The following is a 21634-nucleotide window of genomic DNA, read 5'->3' as shown; positions in this document are numbered from 1 at the left end:
GGTTAATGGCCCCCGCTTTTGTTTCCGTAGTGGGTATGCAGAAGTTCATGTGAACGATGCCCGAGAGGTTCACCCAGAAACTTATCATATAAAGCCGAAACTGCCTCGTTTTTATGCGAAGCACGGACCGGAAGTTCCTTATCATGACGGTGCAACCCGCCACGGCGCTTGGCAATTGCATCGGCAAGATCAACTCCGGGCAATAATTTGGGCTGGCCGCCTCCGGCAACACAACCGCCGGGGCAGCACATAACTTCCATGAAATCAAAGTCAGCCTTCCCGGCACGGACATCCTCAAGAAGCGGTGCGGCATTGGCCAGACCGGAAACAATCACTGCCCGGATGGTCTTTCCGGCCACTTCCACAGAAGCCCTGCGGATGCCTTCTCCAGCCGGAGTAAACTCAACCCCGCTCTCAGAAACATCTTTACCGCTGGTAACGGCAATGGCTGTACGCAGGGCTGCTTCCATTACCCCGCCTGTCGCTCCGAAGATAACCCCGGCCCCGGAATAGAGGCCCATAGGTACGTCAAAATCCTCTTCAGGTATTTCGGCAAGATTGATGCCTTTCGCCTTCAACATGGCGGCAAGTTCGGTTACGGTGAGCACTGCATCCACATCGGGCTGACCGCTGTCCTGCATTTCAGGACGGGCAGCCTCATGCTTTTTGGCTGTGCAGGGCATAACCGCGATGCTGGCAATGGATTCCGGACCGACTCCGGCAAGCTCGGCGCCGTAAGTTTTGAAGAGCGCGCCAGCCATCTGCTGCGGAGATTTGCAGCTGGAAAGATGGTCGGTCAGATCAGGCCATGCTGTTTCCATGTAACGCACCCAGCCGGGGCAGCAGGATGTGAACATGGGTAGCGGCCCCCCGGATTCAATGCGCTGCAGCAGTTCCGAAGACTCTTCCATGATGGTTACGTCCGCCGCGAAAATAGTGTCGTAGACAGCATCAAAACCAAGACGGCGCAGGGAAGCGGCAAGCTGTCCCGGAGTCAGAGTTCCCGGTGCAAGTCCGTATTCTTCGGCAATGGAAGTGCGCACTGCCGGGGCACACTGGACCATGGATTTTTTGGACGGATCATCAAGTAACTCAGCAACACTTTTTGTGTCATTACGAAAATGCGCGGCAAACAGCGGCAACTGGTCTTTTTCAGCAAGACCGCGCTCAAAACGCATGGCCGGAAGATTTTCTGCTGCATCGTCAAAGGGAGAAACAAAGGCTGAACAGGCCAGCACACACTGCCCGCAGATTACACACTTGGAAGTATCAATGGTCTGCGCTTCACCTTCAACGCCGACAATAGCGTCTACCGGGCATACCTCGGAACAGCGGCGACAACCGGTACAGACTGCGGGATCTATGGAAACTACTTGAGATATGTTGGTCATTACAGTTCCTCCCCTGCATGAGCATTAAACCCGGCAAGAGCCAGTACAGCTTCAATATTGCGGCGTTTTTTCAATTTCATGGGCTCAACCAAAGTCAGAGCGTCCTTAGGGCAGGCTTCCACACAGGCCGGACCGTTTTCCCGTTCATGGCAGAGATCGCATTTGCTGGCTAAAAGAGCGGGTTCAATAATGTAAGAATCAGGATTCTGCGGATCGACCACCCGGCGCAGGGCAGGACGACCATTCTTCCAGATCTGGGCCATCTCCATGGCTCCAACCGGACAGGCCGCAAGGCAGGTTTTGCAGCCCACACAGATTTTCTCATCCACCAGCACCCCTGAGTCAGTACGCTGGATAGCACCATTGGGACAGACAGCAGCGCAGGGTGCATCCTCGCAATGACGACAGCCCACCGGAACACAGATATCTTCTGCACGGGTCAGGTAAAGACGAGGAGAAAGGGCCCCCTGCAAGCTTCCCACAGAAACACCGCCCTGAAGATGGGCAGCAGCGCAGGCCAGTTCACAGGCCCGGCAGCCGATACATTTGGCTGCGCTGGCAAGGATAAATGGAGTTAAGCGTGATGACATGAAATTTCTTCCTTTATTGCTGCGGAAACCTGCGCGTCTACAGACTCTTCGGGTTCCGTGAATTTACGAATAGACACAGCGCAAACCTTCAACTGCGGGGTTCCGGTAATTGGATCTGCTGCCGAAGTGGTCAGCATGTTGGCCGGACTTTCCGAAAAGTGAAAAGTCATAAAAACCAGACCGCGCCGGACCCTTTTGGTAATCCATGCCCGCGCCTTTACCGTTCCCCGGCGGGAGCTGACTTCCAGCAGTTCTCCATCCTCAACACCGTATGCAGCGGCATCAGCGGGATGAATCTCCACAAGTTCCTCCGGCCATGTCCCGGCAAGACCGAAACAGCGGCGGGTCATGGTGGCGGTATGGTAATGGGCGACCACCCTTCCGGTGGTCAGGGTCAACGGATATTCCGCATCCGGCAGTTCCGCTGGTTCGCGGTGCTCAAGGGGCACGAATTTACCGAGACCACGCATACAGCCTCCCACATGCAGAATAGGAGTCCCCGGATGTGACTCATCTGGACAGGGCCACTGAATACCGCCTGATTCCAGACGCTCGTAACTGATGCCGGCATGGGTCGGGGTCAGCGCCCGCATTTCATCAAACACCTCGCTGGCATTTGCGTAGCGCTCCGAACGTCCCAGGCGAGCCAGTAAATCAGCCAATATTTCCCAGTCAGGACGGCTGTCACCGATAGGATCAACGGCCTTGCGGGCCCGCTGCACTCGCCGTTCTGTGCTGGTAAAAGTTCCATCCTTCTCAGCAAAGCTTGCCCCGGGCAGGACAACGTCTGCCAGCGCGGCTGTTTCGGTCAGAAAAAGGTCCTGCACAACCAGAAAATCAACATGTTTCAGGCAATGCTCCACATGACTTATGTCCGGATCACTGCGCATGGGATTCTCGCCGAAAACAAAAAGTCCCTTCAGCTTGTCTTCCTCAACGGCATGCAACATCTTGGGGATGGTCAGTCCCGGCTCAGCAGGGAGTTTTACTCCCCAAGCGGATTCAAATGTTTCCCGTACCGCATCATCAGCTACCGGACGGTACCCGGTCAGCACGTTGGGTAAGGCTCCCATATCGCATGAACCCTGAACATTGTTCTGACCGCGCAAGGGGTTGACCCCGGTTTTCGGACGTCCGATATTTCCGCTGAGCAAAGCAAGGTTGGACACGGCCAGCACATTATTGGTCCCGGTTGTATGCTGGGTTACACCCATGGTGTAGTAGAAAGCAGCATTGGCAGAACGGCCGATGAGCCGGGCAGCCTTGCGGATCTCTTCGCCAGGAACCTCAGCAATAACGGCTACACTTTCAGGGTCGTAAGCCTGCAAACCTTCCCGGAAGGAATCGAAATCTTCGGTCGCTGCGGCTACAGCTTCAAGATCAGCCAGACCTTCATCAAGAAGAACCTTGGCTATGGAAGAAAGCAACGGCGTATCAGTTCCCGGACGCAGCCTGAGCCAGACATCGGCCTGCCGCGCAAGGTCAATCTCGCGGGGATCGATGACAATCAATCCGGCTCCGTTGCGCTTCGCTTCCATCATGCCGATGCCGATGATCGGGTGACACTCGGTAGTGTTGGTTCCAATGGCGCAAACGCAGTCTCCCGGCCCCATATCCCACAGTTCGCGGATGGAATTGGTCATGGAACCGCTTCCCAATGATGTGGCCAGTCCGGCCACGGTGGGAGCGTGTCAGAGACGTGCGCAGTGGTCGACATTATTGCTGCCGAGTCCTGCGCGAAAAAATTTCTGGAAGAGGTAGTTTTCCTCATTGGTGCAGCGGGCACTGCTGAAGCCGCCCACTGCCTGCGGACCATGCTCAGAAACAATGGAGCTTAACCTATCAGCCACAAGGTCGAGAGCCTCATCCCATGAAGCAGGAACCAGCTCGCCGTTCTTACGCACCAGCGGAGTGGTCAACCGATCGCGATGGTGGACAAAGTCGAATCCGTAACGTCCTTTGGAGCATAAAGCGCCCTGATTGACTGAAGGCTCAGGACCGGGGGAAACACTGACGATACGCCCCTCCTCAACTTCCAAAGAGAGAGCACAGCCTGCACCACAATAAGGACATGTTGTAGTTGTACGTTGCATGCGGCCCATTTAGCATAAGCCATGCCATAAACCAATCTGAAGATATTTTTTTGTAATACACTGAAAAATAAGTACTTACACCATAGAAACAGAAACATTTCGCAAAAACACCCACATTTGCACATATAAATTGCATGCAAAATTGCACTATATTGCATGCAATTTGTGTTTTGTACAAAAACTATCCGGTCAATCTAGCTGGACATGAACCTCCGGCTAATCTGGCTGGACCAATAGAAACATGTTTGCCAAGAGGGTAAATGAGGGTATAAACGGGCTATCGTTTTATTTATAGAAGCCAATATTAATAAGGATTAGAATGCCTACCCATAACAATGAAAACGATAGATTATTTGCTGATTTTGAAAAATATTTTTCAAGTTATCTAAACCAACTTCCCGCCATCATCTGGCGCATTAATATTGTAGAAAATGAGATTTCCTTTCTTAACTCCTACATAATCCCGACTGAGAATCAAAAAGTACGCTCTGTCCTGCAAAATCCGCAACTCGCCCGCGACATGATCCTGAGCGAAGATTGGGAAAAATTCCGGAATAGTCTGCAACAGGTAAGAAACCGCATACCGACCAGCTGTGTCTTCCGTATGCGCTTAAACAAGAACTCCACCAGATGGTTCAGACTCGGAGCCATTCCCGACCCTCTTCACCAGACATGCTCCATAGGTATGCTCACGGACATTTCCGGACAGGTGGATGAAATCCTGACCACAGAGGGCAGGCCCAACCTTGCAACCAAGATCGACCTTATTGACGATCCGGTCCTGTTCGTTCGTTTTTCAGACCGCTCTGTATGTGCTGCAAACAATGCAGCCGGAGAATTACTAAAATACGATCGACAGGAACTGCTCTTGATGAATTTTCAAGATATTTTCCGCCACAATTCAGAAACAGACCTGCATAAGCTGTATGAAGGACTTATCTTTTCGGACCGCTGGAACGGCAAACTCTCTGTGACGGACAGCATGGGCAAAAGCCATGAATGTTCGACCAGCATCCAAAGCATCTCCCGCAATGGTGAAAACCTCCTCTGGATCACCCTTGATCATCGTAACGACTGTCAGGCCTGCAAGGGCATCCCGGTCCGAGGCAACGAGACTGTTTGCTCAGGAACAGCCGCCAAGACACTAAGCAAGTGCAAAAGCATTGAATGTCTGCTGGAAACCACCCTGCAAACCCTGCCTTCCGGTTCCCCTACGGACGCAATTATGCTTTCCCGCATCTTTATTGATGAAAACAAAGTTGAAGTTACCGCTATCGGCGGCCCTTTTAGCGGATTGGACGAAAACCGTACCCATCCATATGAAGGTTCAATTGCGGAAAACATCGTCCGCTTCAACCTCCAGAACCATGTGGTGATGGAGACATCCAAAAGCATAAAACCTATCGACTGGGCCCTGTTCATTCCTCACGGAATACGCTCCTACTATGCCCAGCCTTTCTACGAAAACGGGGTTTTAACCAATGTGCTGATCTTCTGCTCCACAAAAACCCATAGCTATGACCCGGATGCAGCACCTCCCCTCCACGAACTTCACGATCAGTTTATCGCAGCACTAGGACATTGCAGCGGTAAATAACTGCATATCTGGTCCAACCAGACACTGTAAAATCAACACAAAGCGTGATGAGACTCTTTCTCATCACGCTTTTTTTGTTCCAAAAAGAAAAACACTGCCCTAAATTTTAAAAACTATAAATTCAAAGGTTTAACCCTAAAAAACTCAACACTAGCCCATTTCACATTGACATCTGGTTGGACCAGTTTAAGTGTTTTTTTTCACAACCCGTCTTGTGCTCAAAAAAAACGGACCATAAAACCTCTTCAAGTGAAGAGCGGATCATTTAACCCTCAAACTGGTTGGACCAGATATGGCATCAACACAACGACCAATCCTTTGTCAGAAAATAACTACAATGCTGCAAGGCAAATCCTTCTCCATAGGCGACCGCCTACCCGGTGAAAGACGCCTTGCGGAAATGTTCAACACCAGCCGGAACACAGTCCGGGAAGCCCTCTGCAACCTTGAAAGCATGGGTTACCTCGAGATTCGTGAAAAAAGCGGCTGTTACCTGAAGAACAAGGAAGGCTGCATCAGCTGGGAAATGCTGCGCAAACGCAAAAGCATCGAAGCAAGCCGCCAACTGGTCGAGACCCTTTATCTGGTCGTTCCCGGCCTTGTGCGCACCGAAACTTTGCGCCTGTCTCCAAGCGACATCAGCGAGCTGGAAACCGTGACCTCGAAACTGGGAGAAGCCATTGTGAACTTCGACCTTTCGATGATCAGCCGGGTTTACATCTCATTCTTCCGCTCCTTGGCGGAAGTCTCCAACAACGGCTACCTGATCCTCCTGCTGAAGGAGCTGGAACTGGCGGCCAAGAATCTGGAGCATGCCGGGACAGGACTGTCGGAAGTGCAAATCGATGCCCTCTTCGCTTACCACGTGGAATTATTCAATGCCTTGAAAACCGGCCAGCCGGAACAGGCCGAAAAACTGGCAAAATACGGCCTTCAGACCTTCAGCCAGATGGTTTTACCGGACAGCTAGACATAGGCAGGGAATAATTATGAACCGCAGAGAGTTTTTCAGTCGTTTCGTTTCACCAAAACGCCAGAACGAGAAGCGCGATGAATCAGTTCAAGAACAGGAACAGGAAGAGGACAAGAAGACTCCCCTGACCGAAAATGAACTATTCCTGCGCGCAATGGCACAGGGGATCGATCCGGCTACTGTTACGCCCGGGCAATTGGAGGAACTGGTTTCCTGACGGGAACCTGTAAACAGACGTTATACGAGCACAGTTGGGATACGGGGACTGATCATCCCCCCGGCGTACTCACAAAGGAGTAGTCACATGGACAACAGTAGTGTCAGCTACCTTGAGAGTCGGAAGTTGGTGAAACGCTGGAATGGACCGATTCCGGCCTTAGTCAACACGATTATCATTTTTGCTTTCTTTTATTTAACATGGTGGATTTTTCAGGACCCCCGCGGCATCATGCGCATGTACACCCCCTACATCGGGTACATGGTCTGCCGCTGGTTGCTAATCCTCTTTATCTGGCTTGCATACATTTTCGATTTCTGGCCGTTCAAACGAACATGGCTCCAGAAAACGCACCCATTGGTAAAAGGTTCCGTCCTGACTCTGGTCAGTGTTGCGGCTATGCTTTTGCTCATCAAGGGATTCTTCATTGAAATCCTCGGTAACTTCGGTATTGCCTACTTCAACCCGGCACGCCTTGAAGCAATGGGCCTGACCGACTTCTACGCAATTGAATATGCGGCAGAAGCGATCATGATGTTTGCGGCCATCGCATCATGGCTTTCCCCCAGCTGGGTTGTAGCCTGCGAAAATGCGCCGTGGCAGAAACTGAAGCAGCCGGCACGAGGCATCACCATTGTGCTCGTAACCTTCTTCTTCAGTATGATCGTTTACTTCCTGACCATGCATTCCCACATGGCCATTCTTTTCTACCCCTGGCAGAAGTTTACTGCCATCTGCCCGCCCTATTGGGAAGAGTTCGCCAACACAGTTTCCGGTAACTTCCATATCGCATGGATTATGTGCTGCACCGTTGTTGTCTGGCTCTACGAAGGTATCTGGGAACGCTATCCCTTCAACCTGATCAAAAACGACGTACTGCGCCGCACCGCATCATTCTTCGGTATCATCGGTATAGCATTGGCTTTGTGCTTCTTCCTGTTCTACGCACAGGACCTCGTCTGGGGCGAAACCATTCGCGGAACCCGCCGTCTCATGGCTCCTGACTGGCGCTGGCTGCACGTTGGTGAAATGGCTATTTTCTGGCTCGTTCCCAGCCTGTACCTGACCTTCTACTGCGGCAACTGGCCCACCAAATTCAGCCGTCCCGTCAACGTGTGCATCCGTACCCTGCTGACCGCTGTAATGGCTGTTGTGGTCTACGTGGTCTACTACAAGACCTCCCACCTGTTCCTCGGAACCCAGAAAGGATTCTCCCATCCCCAGCAGTTCCCCATGATTCCCATGATCTGGCTGATCAACATCTTCCTGATCAACGTATGGTTCATGGACGGCTGGCCGGGCTGGAAAGCTGTTCCCAAAACAGAAGCTGAGCTCGAAGAGGTCAAGGAAGAAGTGGTCGCGAATGATGTTAAATGGACTCCCGGAATTGCTAAAGGTCTCTTTGTCGGTCTTGCAGCTGGGGTATTGTTCTACTTCGCCATCATCAACATCCTGCCCTGGGTAAGCGCAAACTTCAGCATCATCAAGTAAGCGCACGGAACAAGGAGCTAAATTATGAGCAATGAGAAAAAGAATATAAGCAGACGTGACTTCGTCAAAGGCGCGGCAACAGGTCTTGTGGCCGGTGCCATCGCCGGGATGGGCATGTATTCATACACCCCCATGGCGTATGACCGTCTTCCCAAAACAGAGCGCAAAATGAACGACTTCGGTGCCTGCCGCAGTGTTCGCGTAACCAACATCTCCGAGACAAGCTGGTTCAACAACTCCCACCTTATCGGAGATATCCATGAAGCAGGCGGCCTGCTGGTTAACCAGTACACCCTCAACTGGGCCCCCTTCGGCAATGGCAAAGGCTCAGCCCAAGGTTCTTACGAGGAAGGTATCGGCTCCATCAAGGACCTGCTGCCCCACGATCTGGAAAAGGCATGGGAAATTCAGAAAAAACTGTCCCTGCACCCGGACAACCCCGGTGGATACTCCTGCCTCATCGAAGTGGAAGAGCTTGACGGAACCATGCACAAATACCTGCTGGATACCGGATGGTCCTTCGAATGGATGAATGACAGCTTCAAGCGTGAAGGCATTGATAAAATGCTCGAAGAACAGCAAATCGAAGCCCTGTTCATCTCCCATGAACACTGGGACCACTTCTGGGGCCTGCCTGTAACCCTGAAATATGACAACCGTATTCCTCTTTACCTGCACGACGGCTTCTACGAAGAAGGTCTCCAGTACGTGAAGGACTGCGGTTACAAAGGCGACCTGAAGATAGCAGACAAGCCCATCACCCCGATTATTCCGGGTATGGCCCTGCTCAAGTTCGACGTACCCATCATCAACCGTGTTTTCGGTGAGACATCCCTGGCCTTCAACGTAAAAGGTCACGGTCTGGTACTCATCTCCGGTTGCTGCCATCAGGGTATCCTTAAATTCGCAGACTTTGCCTATGCCAACCTGAAGTATGACAATGACAAATTCTACGGCATTTACGGCGGCCTGCACATCTCACCCTTTGAGGACTGGGACCCCAAATACGATGACCTCGTAATTTCTCTCGGGGAATGGGGCTTCGAGCGTATCGGCTGCAACCACTGCACCGGACACCTCACTGCCAAGAAATTCATTGAAGCCGGCTACCCGGTTGTCCGCGGCACAGCGCGCTTCCGCTCCGCTTCCAAGGATTACCTCGGCAACGGCGATAAAATTAACTTCGGCTGCTAAGGCCTGAACAACCATATCCAAACTGTCCGGCCCTGACCTCCGGGCCGGGCAGTCCATAAAGGGTGCTTACCATGAACCTTTCCGCAATTCTCCCTCCCCGGCGGGGTAGCAACCACCAGATCAACATGCCGGATATGCTGGTCAATTGTCTGCTGGTAGCCTGCCAGCATGATGAATTCAAAAGGCTGCTGGGCTGGAAAGGCATGGCAGTATGCCCACGAGGCGAAAAAGCGTGGACAATGAAACTGCGTACCCGTCCGGGGGTATTCGGGCTTTGCACTGAAAATGAAGATGCAAACGATGACGGATTCTTTGCTTCTTTGGGACTTTATTACTTTCCTGAAGAAAACGAAGACCTGCTGGAATCCATGTCACTGGCAGCCAATATTTCAGTGGTGCAGGAAGATTACATTGAATCCATCCGCCGATTTTCATCCGATGAGGACTGGGCTGCGCCCTTCCGCATCGCAACTGTGCTTACCGGGCTGAATAAAGGTGAAAAAGCTTTTACTCTCAAATTTTCAGCTGAACAGACCAAAGTGAGTATCTCACAGGACGGCATTGCAACTCAGGACGGGCAGTGGATTATTAATCCCGGCGAAATTGAAGAAAACATCCCTGCTCACGCTATAGCCATGGACTTTCTGCTTGTGCTTGCAGCAGCAATATCAAACAGCCTTGAAGTCCCTCCCAGCGGATTTTACAGAAAGGAAACTCCGGGCAAGGCCACTATCTATGATTCCATGGGCAATAAATTTCCGAGCAGCCATGAAGCTACTACCATCAACGATGCTCTCAATTGGGGGGAGCGCGGGGCAGCCACTAGTCTCGCGTTCCCGCAACTCCCAGAGTTCTGCGCACAAGGCAATACCGAGACCAGAGCCGATCTACCAGCTCCTGTTGGCGAAGCTCTCTTCTGGGAAACCCACGACCTCGCCGCCATGGAAGTTAAAGGGAACCACAATTACGCCTTTGATAAACGCCCCAGCCTTATTGTGCTTAGCGGTTTTCTGGGTGCAGGAAAGACCACCTTCCTAAACCAGCTTCTGGAATACCATGCTTCACGGGATGAACTGGTTGCCATTATCCAAAATGAAATCGGTCAAACCGGGGTCGACGGCAAGCTTCTGGAAGGTGACGACTCCATTGTTGAACTGGATGAAGGCTGTGTCTGCTGCACATTGGCCGGAAACCTGTCCAAGGGTATTGAACAGCTCAAAGCGCGCTTCAACCCCAAGGTAATTGTCCTTGAGACAACCGGGCTGGCCAACCCCTTTAATATTCTCAATGAAATAGAAACCCTGCGCCCGCTGGTGCGACTGGATTCAGTGACCACACTGGTGGATGCTGAAAACGGCCCTCAGCTGCTTGCGGACAGTGATATAGCCCGCAATCAGGTAAAGGCTGCCGACGTAATAATTCTCAATAAATGTGACCTTGTCTCACAGGAAGAACAGGAATCTCTGGCAAAACTCCTTACCACTCTGAATAAACGTGCCTTGCTGGTTAATACCATTAACAGTGCGATAAATCCCGGAAACATATATGATTCGGACCCCCGAACACACCACTTCGGAGGGATTTCGCTTTGTCCCCTGACACCTCCCCAGCATACGCACGCCATGGAAGGATTCACCTCCCGTCGTTTTGCCTTCAACAAACCCTTGAGCCGTGAAGATCTTCATCACCTTATGACCTCACTCCCCAATGAGGTCTTCCGGCTCAAGGGAATTGTAAATGTTTCCGGAAGCGATGACCCTGAAGTGGTGCAGTACGTATCAGGAAGATACGAGTTCTCCAGCTTCAGCGGAGATTTCAACGATGACGGATTTCTTGTCGCTATTGGGCGGGACATGGAACTCGAAATTCTGGAACAACTTGAACGGAATTACTCATGAATATTCTACAACAGGGCGGCCTCATCATGTGGCCGCTCTTTATTCTTTCAATTGCTTCATTAGCAGTTATGGGTGAACGCTTTCTTGTCTTCAGCACCAATAGATTCCCCAAGGCTGAACGGCTAAGCGAAATAATGGTTCTGGCCCGCCAGCAAAAGAACGGCGAAATTCTGCATTTAGTCGAAGAAAGCTCCCCCCTCTACCTGAAGGTATTCGAAGCGCTGTTCAGCCCGTTGCCGGAAAAGGATAAAAAGCACGAAGTTCAATTAGCCGGGGAAGAAATCCTCTTTTCCCTCAACCGCCGACTTGATTTTCTGGCAACAGTTGCCACTGCCGCTCCGCTCATCGGGCTTCTGGGAACTGTCCTCGGCATGATCAAGGCTTTCTCAAAGCTATCCGCCTCAGGAAATGTGGATATTACAATGCTTGCCGGGGGCATCTGGCAGGCCCTGCTAACCACCGCCGCCGGACTGAGCGTGGCAATCCCGGCCCTTATCGCTCATCGCTGGTTCTGCCGCCAACATGAAAAGGCTGCATACGCCATGCAGCATACCGCTAATATATTGCTGGAAATTCAAGAAGACTAGAGCCTTGCCGCCATGATTTCTTTCACCAACCACTCCCCCAAACCGGCCAGCCCGGACCTGACTCCCCTACTGGATGTTGTTTTCATCCTCTTGATATTCTTCGTGGTCTCAACTGTATACACAGCAAAAGGCATGAACATGGACCTGCCCCCGGCCGAAACCTCAAAACCGGTTTCCGGGAAATCAATGGAAATTGAGCTGAAAGACAACGGAAAAATCCTGTGCAATATGCAGCCCGTAACTATCCATGAACTGGCTCACGAATTACGCGCTGTTGCAAGAAAGCCCTCAGCAATGCAGCCGAAAAACATCCTGCTCAAATCCGTTCCTCAGGCCCGGGTGGAAAACTTTATCCGCATTGTCGATACAGTGCGCAACGAAGGATTCAGCAATCTGGTCATCGTTACTTCGGACAAAAAAGATGATGTCAACGAGCTCCCCCGATGACTTCGCGCCAGCTGACATGCTCCTGTATTGCGGTCTCAATCCTAATCCATCTCTGGCTGGTTAATTTTGAATGGATTTCTGAGCCGGAACCGGGCAACAAACAGATAACAATACCCTTAAATTTCGACATCCCTCCGGTCAGTTCATCCGCTAAAACTGCCCTCGGGCAACAAGTTGCAGACAGCGCCGACGAAAAGCAGGCTGAAGAGCAGGCCCGGAAATTAGAACGGCTGGCAAGAAAACGTTATCTGGTACAGGTTCGTGAAGCGGTGGAGCAACGTAAATTCCTTCCGGGAAATGGAGACTTCTCCGGATTTATCGGCAACGTAATGTATTCCTTTCATATCCGCCCGGACGATACCTTTTCCAATATCAGGCTTGTTCGTTCCTCAGGTATTCCCCTTCTGGACGTGGCCGCAGGCAAAGCCGTGGCCGCGGCAAGCGCTGTAGCCAAACGGCCCCGGATACTCCGGGGACAGTCCTTCACCCTGTGCATTACCGTAAAATATCAACGCAATATGTAGGTTAAGATTTAATCCATTCCACCAAATCATTTCTTTAAAACAAAGTCAGCCTTCTGCGGAGATACGCTGAGCACTTCCAGTCTGAATTTGCCGAATTTTGCCAATGCAACTTCGTCCACAAATGCTTCGGGTGCGCCAGCCAGAGTAACATCAAGCTTGGCGACATTGCCCGCAAAACTACGCTGGCGGAGCTTGGAAATTGACTTAAATTTTTTGCCCATGATCTTCTTGAGCACGGTCAACTGCTTGTAGTTCACATTGCTGACTGTGACGGTCATGGTTTCCTCGGTAGACGCCATACGCTTATCCATGCCTTTCATGAGCCGCTTGAAAGCTTTCCCCGCAGCCTCGCCGATAGCCTTGCGCTGTCCAGTGACGGCATTGATATGCGGATAGCTGCCGCTGCCCTGCCCGGTTGCCAGAATCCGTCCGGTGTCCGCCTGCAAAGCCTGCAGGACTACATCCGCCCCGTAAGCCTGCATTCCTCCGGCCTTCATACCGCTGGCAGAACCGATGGCCCGCCCGGTAATCAGCAGTCCGGCCCCGTATTGCAAAGCCACTGCCTGAGCCGCCCTTGGGTTTCCGCGCAAAACGCCCTGCACCGCCTGATCATGGGCCGCAGCTTTCTGAACTAAAGTCTGGTCCAACACGTCATAGCCGTCTTCCATAAGCTTGGAAGTAATCTGGCTGGAAACAAAGGGAAACGGATTCTGAGCCCCATTCATTTCTTCCACCACCAGAACCATAACTGTGGGTAAAGACATCTTCTTGGCCTGCTTGGCCTGTTCAGCAAGGAAACCCTGCTGCCCCAAGAAACGCTGTAACTTGTTCTCATCAACATCCACCGCCAATGTCACCCGGAGCACCTTGCCTTCCACCTGCTGAGAAACCATCCTTTGCCCCTTCACAAAAGGCAAGGGACCTTTAAAGAGAAGAGGTTTCTTGCGTCCATAAGCCATACGCCCTGATGAACCGATGGGGATCTTGGATTCCATGGCCTTTGAAACGGCCTTCTTGTATGCCGATTTGGTTGCCAGATTCAGGGCGGAAGCACGGTCCCCTTCAATGATCACCCCCATACCGTTTCCGGTGTAACTGGCGGCATTGGCGCAAAGCGGAAACAAAACGAGAACAGAGAGCACAAAAATGAAAGGGCAATAAAACTTACGCATATGAATCCTTATCTATTTGTTAATTATTTTTATTTTTTTGGGATCAAGATATCTTTTTGAGATCGGTTTAAATCCGGTTTTGTGAATTTCCTTAATATGATTGGGGAGCATTCTGGGTTTGGTCGAGCGCCCCGGCAGTAATTTCATTCCCCCGCCACGACTGGGGTCATAGGTAACAGTCATGGCTGCGGTCTTACCTGTGAGCAGATTATATGACTGCTCCGGATTACCTTCGACAACGTTCATGACTTTGATTGCAGCAGTGTTCGGCGAACTGGTCCCTTCATTCAGGGCCTTGATCAATACCTGATTTGGCCCCTGTCGCAGCATAAGCTGGACTGAAGTTTTTGAATTGCCGATAGTAGCACTCCCCCGGACAGTCCTGCCGTTCAGGAAGATGGAAATTTTATCACCATCCTCGCTGCCATGGTCCCAGATATACATGGTTGTTGGGCTTACCGAGACTGTGACCGGATTCATCTTCTGGGCACCCGCCGGAAGAGGCTGTTCCTTAGGCTTGAAAGGATCATATCCCGGCTTCATCCATTCCGGGGTCGGCAGCGGCAGGTAAGGAGAATATGAACTGCCGCTATCCTGGTTACCGGGATCTGTCTGTTGGGTCAGCAATGCATTCATAATAGCCTCATCCCGTTGCTCTTCAGCTTCAGCCAGGGCCTGCTCGTGCTCCATCTGCATGTCGTGCATTTTCTGCTCAAACTCAGTATCACTCATGGCCCCGTCCTTAACCTGCTCCTTCCATTCAGCAAGCTGCTGGGCAGCCTCGGCCTTGAGCTGTTCGGTCTTCTGGTTAGCCATCTGCTCCTGCTGCAAACGGGAATCCTCGGCTCGTTTCAAGGCTTCATCCCACTTGCCCTGCTCTGCAAGATTGGCCTGATCTAGGGCCTGTTGCTTGGTAAGTTCGCTCTGGGCATCGTTGGCCCGCTCGTTTTGCAGATATTCGGAAAGATCAAAACCACCATCCTGCGGGGCCGATCCCACATTCATACCGGAACCCTGTTGGCCCTGCTGAAATGTATCCTCGGCAGAGGTAAACCCCTGAGTCAGCCCCTGAGTCTGGGCCGGATTGAAACCTTCCTCTTTGTCCTTGGCTTCAAGATCCTGAAAAGTAGAACCTTCCTCACCGAAATCATCCAGAGCGGCTTCAAGGTCGCTGTCATCCTGCTCCAAGCCATCAAAGGACGGTTTACTTTCTTCCTGTTTCTGCTCCGGTTGCGGAGGAGGAGTAGAAAGCATGGCTTCAAGCTGGGCGATGCGTCCTTTAATACGCGAAATATCCGTTTCGATCTTTTGCAGGGCAGCCCTGACAGCATCGGTGTTGGTGGACGCTGCTGCCGAAGTGGAACTGCACACAAGAGTGAAGCTCAGGAAAAGTATTATAAATAAGTTTCTCATCGTGCATCTCCCAAGGCCCCGAATTCGGACTCAAGACGGGAAAAAGCAGTCCTAAGGTCCCTGAAACCGAGCTTTCTGACTTCAGCTTCAACCTTCCGTGGATCAGATCCGCTGGCTCCGGTCTGCTTTTTCAGCAGCTGGACAACCTGCATAAACTTGGGGTCGAGCTTGTGCAGATTTTTTACTCCCTGCAAACGGTAGCTTTCCCGGACTGCCAGCAGCATGGAGGCCCCCTTGCTGGCCTGCGCAAGAGCTTCACTGCGGTTGCCCCGGTTCAATTCCTCATTGGGCTTGAAGAAATACATCTCACCCATCTGGCCCGGATTGTTAAGCAGGACCTTATTCTGACCACCTGGATTCTGCTTCTGCCATTTGCGCAACTCAGCAGGGTTGAGCATCTTTTTGACCTGCTCTGCCCGCGGGGTGACTTTCACCCGCTTGCCCTTTTTATTCAGCTTGTAGGAGCGGTAATCATCACAGGCTTCGGGATCATAACCGTCCATAGCCTTCTGGCCATGCTTCTCAAAATTATTGTCGGCAAACCGCTGTTTCTCTGCTGCACTCATGACTTTCCAATTGGAAGGCTTGGGCACCCCGCTCAGTTCAGTAAAAGAACGGGAAATAACCTTGCGGTAAAGTTCCTTGGGAACTTCCATCTGCTCCCCGGTCTTTTTGTTTACGGCAACGAAGTTAATATCGTTGTCAGTATTGATGGCACTATTTTTAACCCCCGGAGTCCTCTTTGATACCGCCACAATTTCCATTCCCTTGAATCCCGGCTGCTTCTGGATAAACTTGCGGGTCTGGCGGTACATGGGGTTGTAAATTTCTTCATGCAGCGTCTTATTGAAAGCGTCCTGGAGTTTTTTGGCGTCTTTCCCTTTCAACCCTTTAAGATCACGCATTTTGCGAGTATCACGCTGTAATTCAAGGACAACCTTCTTGTCCGCCTTGGGATTTTTGCCGCCGGATATGGAATTACGTAATTTCTGAATATGGGGAAGATTATTGGCCTCGCGCCCTTTGGCATCGGCACGGGCCTGTGCTTTCTGACTTACCTTTTTAGTGGCCCGAACAGTAGCCTCTTTGGCAGCCATGGCCTGCTTGCCCTTTTGCTGCTGCGCTTTTTTCTGGAGCCGTTTTACAAACCCCTTACTGCGCTTATCTGCCGCCGGGGTCCAAGCCGTATCAAAAGATGCTTTAGCCTTTTTGGAAGCAGTCCGGTAAGCCTTTTCCGCGCCAATGGCCTTCTTCTTGGCAATACCGCCAAGCATCATCATTTCACTTACTGTCTTACGGTCCATGCCTGTCTTCTGGACAATGACTTCAGTCATGACCTGCGACTGGGCATTGGAAAGAATACCATTAACCCCGCTGGCAGGGTTGAAAGCCCCCCTTGCAGCCTTCAACTGCTGTCCAGTTGTAGCTCCTTTTCCGGCTCCCCCGGTAGCAACATACATGACCGCATCAGTACCGACCTGCTGCACCAGCGAAGCACTCATTTCATTGACCTTGCGATCAACCTGATACTCACGGTTGGTTTTGATCAGCCCTTTGTATAAAGAACTTTTCTGGGGATTGCGCTCGGCCTGTTCTGCGTAAATAGCATTTGCAGCTTCATACTCACCCTTGACAACATGGTTCTCGGCCTGCAGATGAGCACTCTGGTCCAGATAGGAAGCCACACGCTTCCCGCTAGTGGAGCTTATTTTTTCACGCTCCTTCCAAAGGGCATCACGATCATTTAGATTTCCAGTGGCAAGCTTGGCATCAATGGCTGCGATTCTGATTTTGGCGTTCTCCTTTTCAAGCTGCGCTGCCAGCTCAAGCCCGTGGCTGTTGGTACGCATGAACTTCTTGAGCTCGCCTTTATCTTCAAGTCCTTCTTTGTAATCTTCACACAGGTACTGAATCCTGTTCAGTTCCTTTTCCTTATCCTCCAGCAAACGCATGGCCTTGTCTTTTTCATGAGAAGTCAAAGCCCGCGAGGCCCAAGTGGCGGGGTTAACGCTCAAACGCTGCTGTTCCAGCCCGAGCATCATGTCGTATTCGGTAGTCAGTATGGTTTTAGTATCTTTAATGTCGTTCTTTAAATCGCGCTCAGCCTTGGCCAGGGAAAGGGCTGTCTTGTCGCGCGGGGAAGCCGGAGGAGGTCCGGCACTGATCAGGTCGAGACTTTTGCTGCCCTTTGGCGAAAGATAATTTTTGTCGAGATTGTCATAGACTTTCTGTGTTTCTTTACCAAGAGGGTTACCGTAAAGCTCATGCTTGAGAATTGCCTCCTTATCCTGCGCGGAAAGGTTGGCATATCCATCCACAGCCCGGATAGCGGACAGAGTGTTATCATTGGCCTGCTCTTTATGCTGATTGGCCCGCATGGTACTACTGCTGGCTCCGGCACCTCCGGTCACATCCGAATACGTATCCACCACGGCATTGGCTGCATCGCCCATCATGGAGGAGACAAGGTTGTAGCCCTTATATGTGGTACCGGTCTTGGTGCCATGGGTTTCCTCATTCCAAGTAGCTTTGGTCTGGGTAAAAACACCCTTAGTCTCTTCTATGCGGCTATTGCCGATCCTGCTCTCTTCAACAAGATTGGCCTTAGCCACCAGTGCCTCGTTTTTGCGGGACTGGTCGGCAATGTTCAGCAAAGAGTCCCCGGCCTGTTTTTCATCAATCTTGCCGGAAGCAAAGTCCTGACGCACCTGCTGGGTCTTTTCATCCAGAGTCTGCTGCCGCTCAGCCGCACCTTTTTTCAAAGCCTCGGTCATACTCAGCAACTTGTCTTCATTGCGGGACAATGATTGCTTTCCGACCTCATTTTCCATGTTCCCTTTGGCGGCTATGGCTACGGCCTTACTGGGATAATTGTTCACGGCAGCATCAAAGGCGGCCTTGGCGGTATCCTGATTACGCTGCTCTTCTTCCACCCCAAGGGACTGCTCCTGTCCCTGCACAGTCAGAAGCTGGGCTGTGACCCTTTTGGAAGCATGGTCAAAAACATCATTAGCAGCTTCAATAGCCTCCGGGCTGCTGTCCGGACCGACTGAACCGGCCTTAACCAGCATTTCCTTCTGAGTCTCTTCGAAATCTTTTTCCAGTGCGGCTACTTTGTCGCGCTGTTTTTTCAACTCATCAAGCTGTTCCTGAGAAGGGCTGCCCAAACCCAGCCATGCATTATCCGCTCCAGCTACCAGCTTTTCCAACTCCTGAAGTTTGCCGTTTGCCTGCACCAGGTGTTTATGGGTGTCCCGTTCCTCGTCACGCAATTCTTCCAGCTCAACGGACTGCTCTTCCGGCGGTTTCTGGGCAAACTCCTTCTTCTTTTGGGTCAGCGCCAGCTCACCAATGACCTGTTCCTTGATCTCCAACTGTTCCTGCAGAACATTGGCCTTGAAATCATTACCCTCGGCCTTGGCCTGCTCAATCTCATCCTTCAGGCCGCCTACTTCCTCGGAAACTCTATCCTTTAGGGCCTTCACATCCTCAGGATTATGCAGTTGATCGGCAAGGTTTAAACGTTCCAGATCAAGTCCGTCACGGATGTCCCAATTTTCAGGCCCGCTATAGACTTCTTCAAAAGTAGCGATTTCTTCCAGAACGTCCTGACGTTCTTTGGCACTGCCGTCATCGATAAGGCCCTGCTGCTTGTAAGCCGCACCGACTTCAAGCTTCTGGTCCGCAGGCAGTTCCGCGATCTCCTGCGGAGTCTGTTCCGTTGCCTGCTGTTCCGGCGCAGGAGATTCAATGGCATTCAAAGTACGCAATAAATCAGCGCGCTCTCCCTCAAGTTGTTGCAGGAGAGCGCGCAGGGAACTCAATTCACTCTGCACCGCCTGAATATCAACCGAAGCCGCACCTGCCGGAAAAGGCAGGCAGAACAGACTGGCAATCAAAATGGCGATGCAAAATTTACGCATGATCAGCCTCCGCTTTTCACAACCAGCAAGCCGATATTGTCATAGATATAGCGGTTAGCGTGTTGGACTCTGGGATCACCGAGATCCGGGGCGGAATAGATAAAACGGATGTAAGCCTCAACCGCCTCATCGGGAAGACCGCGCTCTTCAGCCAGCTTGCCGGCCTCATAATTAGCAATGGCATGGTGGCCGAGCTCTTCACGCAGGGCAAGGAAAGCTTCATCAATGGCCTCGCCAAGTAATTCTTTCTTGAAGTTTTCCTTGGTGGGCAGATCATTGGGGTCAGTCGGCACATTCTTACCGGGGTCACCGGGAATGTAGCGGTCTGTCTGCACATCAGTCTTACGAATGGTGTGCACATTTCCGATTTCGGAGGTGGTATAGTCGATAACCCGAAAACTCATCACCGCCTCACCTTCCATCCTCAAATCATATATTTCGTAACGGTAATCGGATTCAATATCTTCCTGCAACTGCATAGGCGTATTCGCCATCCTGTTCTGGGCAGCATTAAGCTCGGCCTGCGCATCATTCAACTGATTCTGCGCCCCGGCAACCTCCATGCTGGACCCCAGCGCAATCATGGCCCCGGCAAGCCCCCCACCCACAGGGGCCTGAGCCTGCCCCATCTGGGCACTGTTAACCTTGGACTGAGCCATCATAACCTCATTCTGGGCCCGCTGTAATTCCATCTGAACTTTCTGGTATTCAGGGTTGGGAACCATGCGGGTCCCGCTGACATACTTGCTGGAGCCGTAGGAAGGTCTTTCCCGACCGGATTCCACAGCAGTAACCTTGATAATACTGCCCTTAATTCCGGCCTGCACACCCTTGATTTTCTTAACCTGCAAGGCGGTCGATTCATCAAGAAATCCCTGTCCAAGTCCCTGCTCGCGCAAAATTTCATCCATAGTGGAGCGTTCAAGAAGACGTACATTTTTCAGATTGGAATCCTTGAGCCGAGCCAGCAGCCTGTCTTTTACATAACCGGAAGCTCCGGGTTCTGCGGATTCATTATCAACATCAAAAGAGATACGCAGCTCTGTTTCCTGAAAAAGCTGTCTCTTGGCTTCCCGGATTTTCTCATCAATATCCCAATACTGCGGTAAGCCCTGTTCCCGGACCAGCAACAAATTGGCAAGGGCAGTTCCAGCCTTGGATTTATCCCCTTCATCCATGATCGCCATGGCTTCCGCATAGTATTCAGCAGCCAGGGTTTCACGGATCTCCGTCAACATTTCTTCCACATTGAGGTAGCCCGGTTTCATGCGCGAAATCTGGCTAAGTCCGGCATTGGCCTTGGCTAAACGCCCTTCATTGTAAGCATTTATGGATTCATTGTAGAGCAAATCTGCCCACTGGGACTCAAGCTTTTCCTTATAAGCCAGAAGGCGCTGGTTCTCCGGGGTAAAGCTCAAACCATTAATAATTTCATCATAAGCCTTGCGGTAATTCCTCTGCTGCAGGGCCTGATTGGAAAGTAACAGATGATGCAAAGCCAGACTCTTTTTCTCGTAAACAGGCAGTGGCTGCATCTTCAGGGCCTGCCCGCTGAAATCTACAGCAGACTGATAGCTGGCATTATCAACAGCTGCATCAGCCTGAGAGTCATAGTAAATAGCTGCTTCATGCTTGAGCGCACTGATACGGTCATCCAGATCGGGCAGTGTCTGGGCATACGGACGCAAGCTCTCCAAGGAAGTCAGAGCCCCCACCCAATCATTGGTGGTCCGGCCCATTTCTATGGCCTCATCAGCCTTGGCTGATATACCGGAATGCTTCTGACTTACCTCCCCGTATTTGCGGGCATAATCCATGTTATCCGGTTGTAATTTCAAAGCCCGTCCATATTCAAACAAGGCCCCGGCAAGGTTGTTCTGTTGCTCAAGGGACTGCCCGGCTGCATAGTGCTCGGCAGCGGCAAAACCTTTGGCCTTAGTAAGATCTGCAACCAACTGTTTGTTACCGGGGTCGGACTGCAAGGCGGTTTCAAAATACTCCACAGCCTTGTCATAGGACCCTGCCTGCATAAAAGTATGGCCCTGCGTGGATTTCTTGCAGCCCGCCAAGCTGAAGAGCAATGCTGGAAGCAGCAGGGTAATAATCAAAAACTTACGCATGGTT

At 51.5% G+C, this 21634-nt stretch carries 16 protein-coding genes; 9 read left to right on the top strand and 7 right to left on the bottom strand.

The window, feature by feature from the left end:
- Positions 1–2: 2 nt before the first annotated feature.
- The 3 genes from ACO05Z_RS00910 to fdhF are packed head-to-tail and all read right to left on the bottom strand — an operon-like array spanning position 3 to position 4074.
- Positions 3–1391, bottom strand: coding sequence for a [Fe-Fe] hydrogenase large subunit C-terminal domain-containing protein (locus ACO05Z_RS00910; protein WP_421899442.1), 1389 nt, complete (start codon positions 1389–1391; stop codon positions 3–5).
- Complete coding sequence (locus tag ACO05Z_RS00905) at positions 1391–1981, bottom strand: 4Fe-4S dicluster domain-containing protein (RefSeq protein ID WP_421899439.1); 591 nt, start codon at positions 1979–1981, stop codon at positions 1391–1393. The genes ACO05Z_RS00910 and ACO05Z_RS00905 overlap by 1 nt, the downstream gene beginning before the upstream one ends.
- Positions 1966–4074: a formate dehydrogenase subunit alpha gene (gene fdhF, locus ACO05Z_RS00900; RefSeq protein WP_421904148.1), complete on the bottom strand. Its 2109-nt coding sequence runs from the start codon at positions 4072–4074 to the stop codon at positions 1966–1968. Before fdhF ends, ACO05Z_RS00905 begins: the two co-directional genes overlap by 16 nt.
- A 319-nt stretch (positions 4075–4393) precedes the next feature.
- On the opposite strand from fdhF, the gene ACO05Z_RS00895 reads away from it, so the two are divergent.
- The 9 genes from ACO05Z_RS00895 (at position 4394) to ACO05Z_RS00855 (ending at position 13002) form a co-directional block, all read left to right on the top strand.
- Complete coding sequence (locus ACO05Z_RS00895; protein WP_421899437.1) at positions 4394–5671, top strand: diguanylate cyclase; 1278 nt, start codon at positions 4394–4396, stop codon at positions 5669–5671.
- A 292-nt stretch (positions 5672–5963) separates the two neighbouring features.
- Positions 5964–6641 carry a FadR/GntR family transcriptional regulator gene (locus tag ACO05Z_RS00890; RefSeq protein ID WP_421899434.1) on the top strand — a complete coding sequence of 226 codons (678 nt, stop codon included), beginning with the start codon at positions 5964–5966 and terminating at the stop codon, positions 6639–6641.
- Positions 6642–6660: 19 nt separating this feature from the next.
- On the top strand, positions 6661–6861 hold the full coding sequence (locus tag ACO05Z_RS00885) for a hypothetical protein (RefSeq protein WP_421899432.1): 201 nt from the start codon (positions 6661–6663) through the stop codon (positions 6859–6861).
- 87 nt (positions 6862–6948) lie between these two features.
- Positions 6949–8352 carry a hypothetical protein gene (locus tag ACO05Z_RS00880; protein WP_421899429.1) on the top strand — a complete coding sequence of 468 codons (1404 nt, stop codon included), beginning with the start codon at positions 6949–6951 and terminating at the stop codon, positions 8350–8352.
- A 24-nt stretch (positions 8353–8376) separates the two neighbouring features.
- A complete protein-coding gene (locus ACO05Z_RS00875) occupies positions 8377–9546 on the top strand; it encodes an MBL fold metallo-hydrolase (protein ID WP_421899426.1) in 1170 nt (389 codons plus the stop codon).
- A 71-nt stretch (positions 9547–9617) separates the two neighbouring features.
- The gene (locus ACO05Z_RS00870; RefSeq protein WP_421899424.1) at positions 9618–11444 is read left to right on the top strand and encodes a GTP-binding protein; all 1827 of its coding nucleotides are present in this window, start codon (positions 9618–9620) and stop codon (positions 11442–11444) included.
- Entirely contained in the window at positions 11441–12031 is a 591-nt protein-coding gene (locus ACO05Z_RS00865) for a MotA/TolQ/ExbB proton channel family protein (RefSeq protein WP_421899421.1), read from the top strand. Before ACO05Z_RS00870 ends, ACO05Z_RS00865 begins: the two co-directional genes overlap by 4 nt.
- A 12-nt stretch (positions 12032–12043) precedes the next feature.
- Entirely contained in the window at positions 12044–12478 is a 435-nt protein-coding gene (locus ACO05Z_RS00860; protein WP_421899419.1) for an ExbD/TolR family protein, read from the top strand.
- A complete protein-coding gene (locus tag ACO05Z_RS00855; protein WP_421899418.1) occupies positions 12475–13002 on the top strand; it encodes a TonB family protein in 528 nt (175 codons plus the stop codon). The genes ACO05Z_RS00860 and ACO05Z_RS00855 overlap by 4 nt, the downstream gene beginning before the upstream one ends.
- Positions 13003–13028: 26 nt before the next feature.
- On the opposite strand, the gene ACO05Z_RS00850 is transcribed toward ACO05Z_RS00855, so the two are convergent.
- From ACO05Z_RS00850 to ACO05Z_RS00835, 4 genes are read right to left on the bottom strand one after another with little or no spacing between them, the layout of a single operon-like run.
- A complete protein-coding gene (locus ACO05Z_RS00850) occupies positions 13029–14174 on the bottom strand; it encodes a hypothetical protein (protein WP_421899416.1) in 1146 nt (381 codons plus the stop codon).
- 12 nt (positions 14175–14186) lie between these two features.
- Entirely contained in the window at positions 14187–15587 is a 1401-nt protein-coding gene (locus ACO05Z_RS00845) for a hypothetical protein (RefSeq protein WP_421899414.1), read from the bottom strand.
- A complete protein-coding gene (locus ACO05Z_RS00840; RefSeq protein WP_421899412.1) occupies positions 15584–19510 on the bottom strand; it encodes a hypothetical protein in 3927 nt (1308 codons plus the stop codon). The genes ACO05Z_RS00845 and ACO05Z_RS00840 overlap by 4 nt, the downstream gene beginning before the upstream one ends.
- 2 nt (positions 19511–19512) lie before the next feature.
- Positions 19513–21630: a CsgG/HfaB family protein gene (locus tag ACO05Z_RS00835; protein WP_421899410.1), complete on the bottom strand. Its 2118-nt coding sequence runs from the start codon at positions 21628–21630 to the stop codon at positions 19513–19515.
- Positions 21631–21634 lie beyond the last annotated feature (4 nt).

The organism is Maridesulfovibrio sp. (genome assembly GCF_965230075.1).
Taxonomy (GTDB): domain Bacteria; phylum Desulfobacterota; class Desulfovibrionia; order Desulfovibrionales; family Desulfovibrionaceae; genus Maridesulfovibrio.
The sequence above is the reverse complement of the archived record's forward strand: the minus strand, read 5'-3'. Positions and strand labels throughout refer to the sequence as shown.

What these genes read in the sequence shown, in the direction of transcription:
- ACO05Z_RS00910 (WP_421899442.1), bottom strand. Translation starts at nt 1,391, where the DNA reads ATGACCAACATATCTCAAGTAGTTTCCATAGATCCCGCAGTCTGTACC.
- ACO05Z_RS00905 (WP_421899439.1), bottom strand. Translation starts at nt 1,981, where the DNA reads ATGTCATCACGCTTAACTCCATTTATCCTTGCCAGCGCAGCCAAATGT.
- ACO05Z_RS00895 (WP_421899437.1), top strand. Translation starts at nt 4,394, where the DNA reads ATGCCTACCCATAACAATGAAAACGATAGATTATTTGCTGATTTTGAA.
- ACO05Z_RS00890 (WP_421899434.1), top strand. Translation starts at nt 5,964, where the DNA reads ATGGCATCAACACAACGACCAATCCTTTGTCAGAAAATAACTACAATG.
- ACO05Z_RS00885 (WP_421899432.1), top strand. Translation starts at nt 6,661, where the DNA reads ATGAACCGCAGAGAGTTTTTCAGTCGTTTCGTTTCACCAAAACGCCAG.
- ACO05Z_RS00880 (WP_421899429.1), top strand. Translation starts at nt 6,949, where the DNA reads ATGGACAACAGTAGTGTCAGCTACCTTGAGAGTCGGAAGTTGGTGAAA.
- ACO05Z_RS00875 (WP_421899426.1), top strand. Translation starts at nt 8,377, where the DNA reads ATGAGCAATGAGAAAAAGAATATAAGCAGACGTGACTTCGTCAAAGGC.
- ACO05Z_RS00870 (WP_421899424.1), top strand. Translation starts at nt 9,618, where the DNA reads ATGAACCTTTCCGCAATTCTCCCTCCCCGGCGGGGTAGCAACCACCAG.
- ACO05Z_RS00865 (WP_421899421.1), top strand. Translation starts at nt 11,441, where the DNA reads ATGAATATTCTACAACAGGGCGGCCTCATCATGTGGCCGCTCTTTATT.
- ACO05Z_RS00860 (WP_421899419.1), top strand. Translation starts at nt 12,044, where the DNA reads ATGATTTCTTTCACCAACCACTCCCCCAAACCGGCCAGCCCGGACCTG.
- ACO05Z_RS00855 (WP_421899418.1), top strand. Translation starts at nt 12,475, where the DNA reads ATGACTTCGCGCCAGCTGACATGCTCCTGTATTGCGGTCTCAATCCTA.
- ACO05Z_RS00850 (WP_421899416.1), bottom strand. Translation starts at nt 14,174, where the DNA reads ATGCGTAAGTTTTATTGCCCTTTCATTTTTGTGCTCTCTGTTCTCGTT.
- ACO05Z_RS00845 (WP_421899414.1), bottom strand. Translation starts at nt 15,587, where the DNA reads ATGAGAAACTTATTTATAATACTTTTCCTGAGCTTCACTCTTGTGTGC.
- ACO05Z_RS00840 (WP_421899412.1), bottom strand. Translation starts at nt 19,510, where the DNA reads ATGCGTAAATTTTGCATCGCCATTTTGATTGCCAGTCTGTTCTGCCTG.
- ACO05Z_RS00835 (WP_421899410.1), bottom strand. Translation starts at nt 21,630, where the DNA reads ATGCGTAAGTTTTTGATTATTACCCTGCTGCTTCCAGCATTGCTCTTC.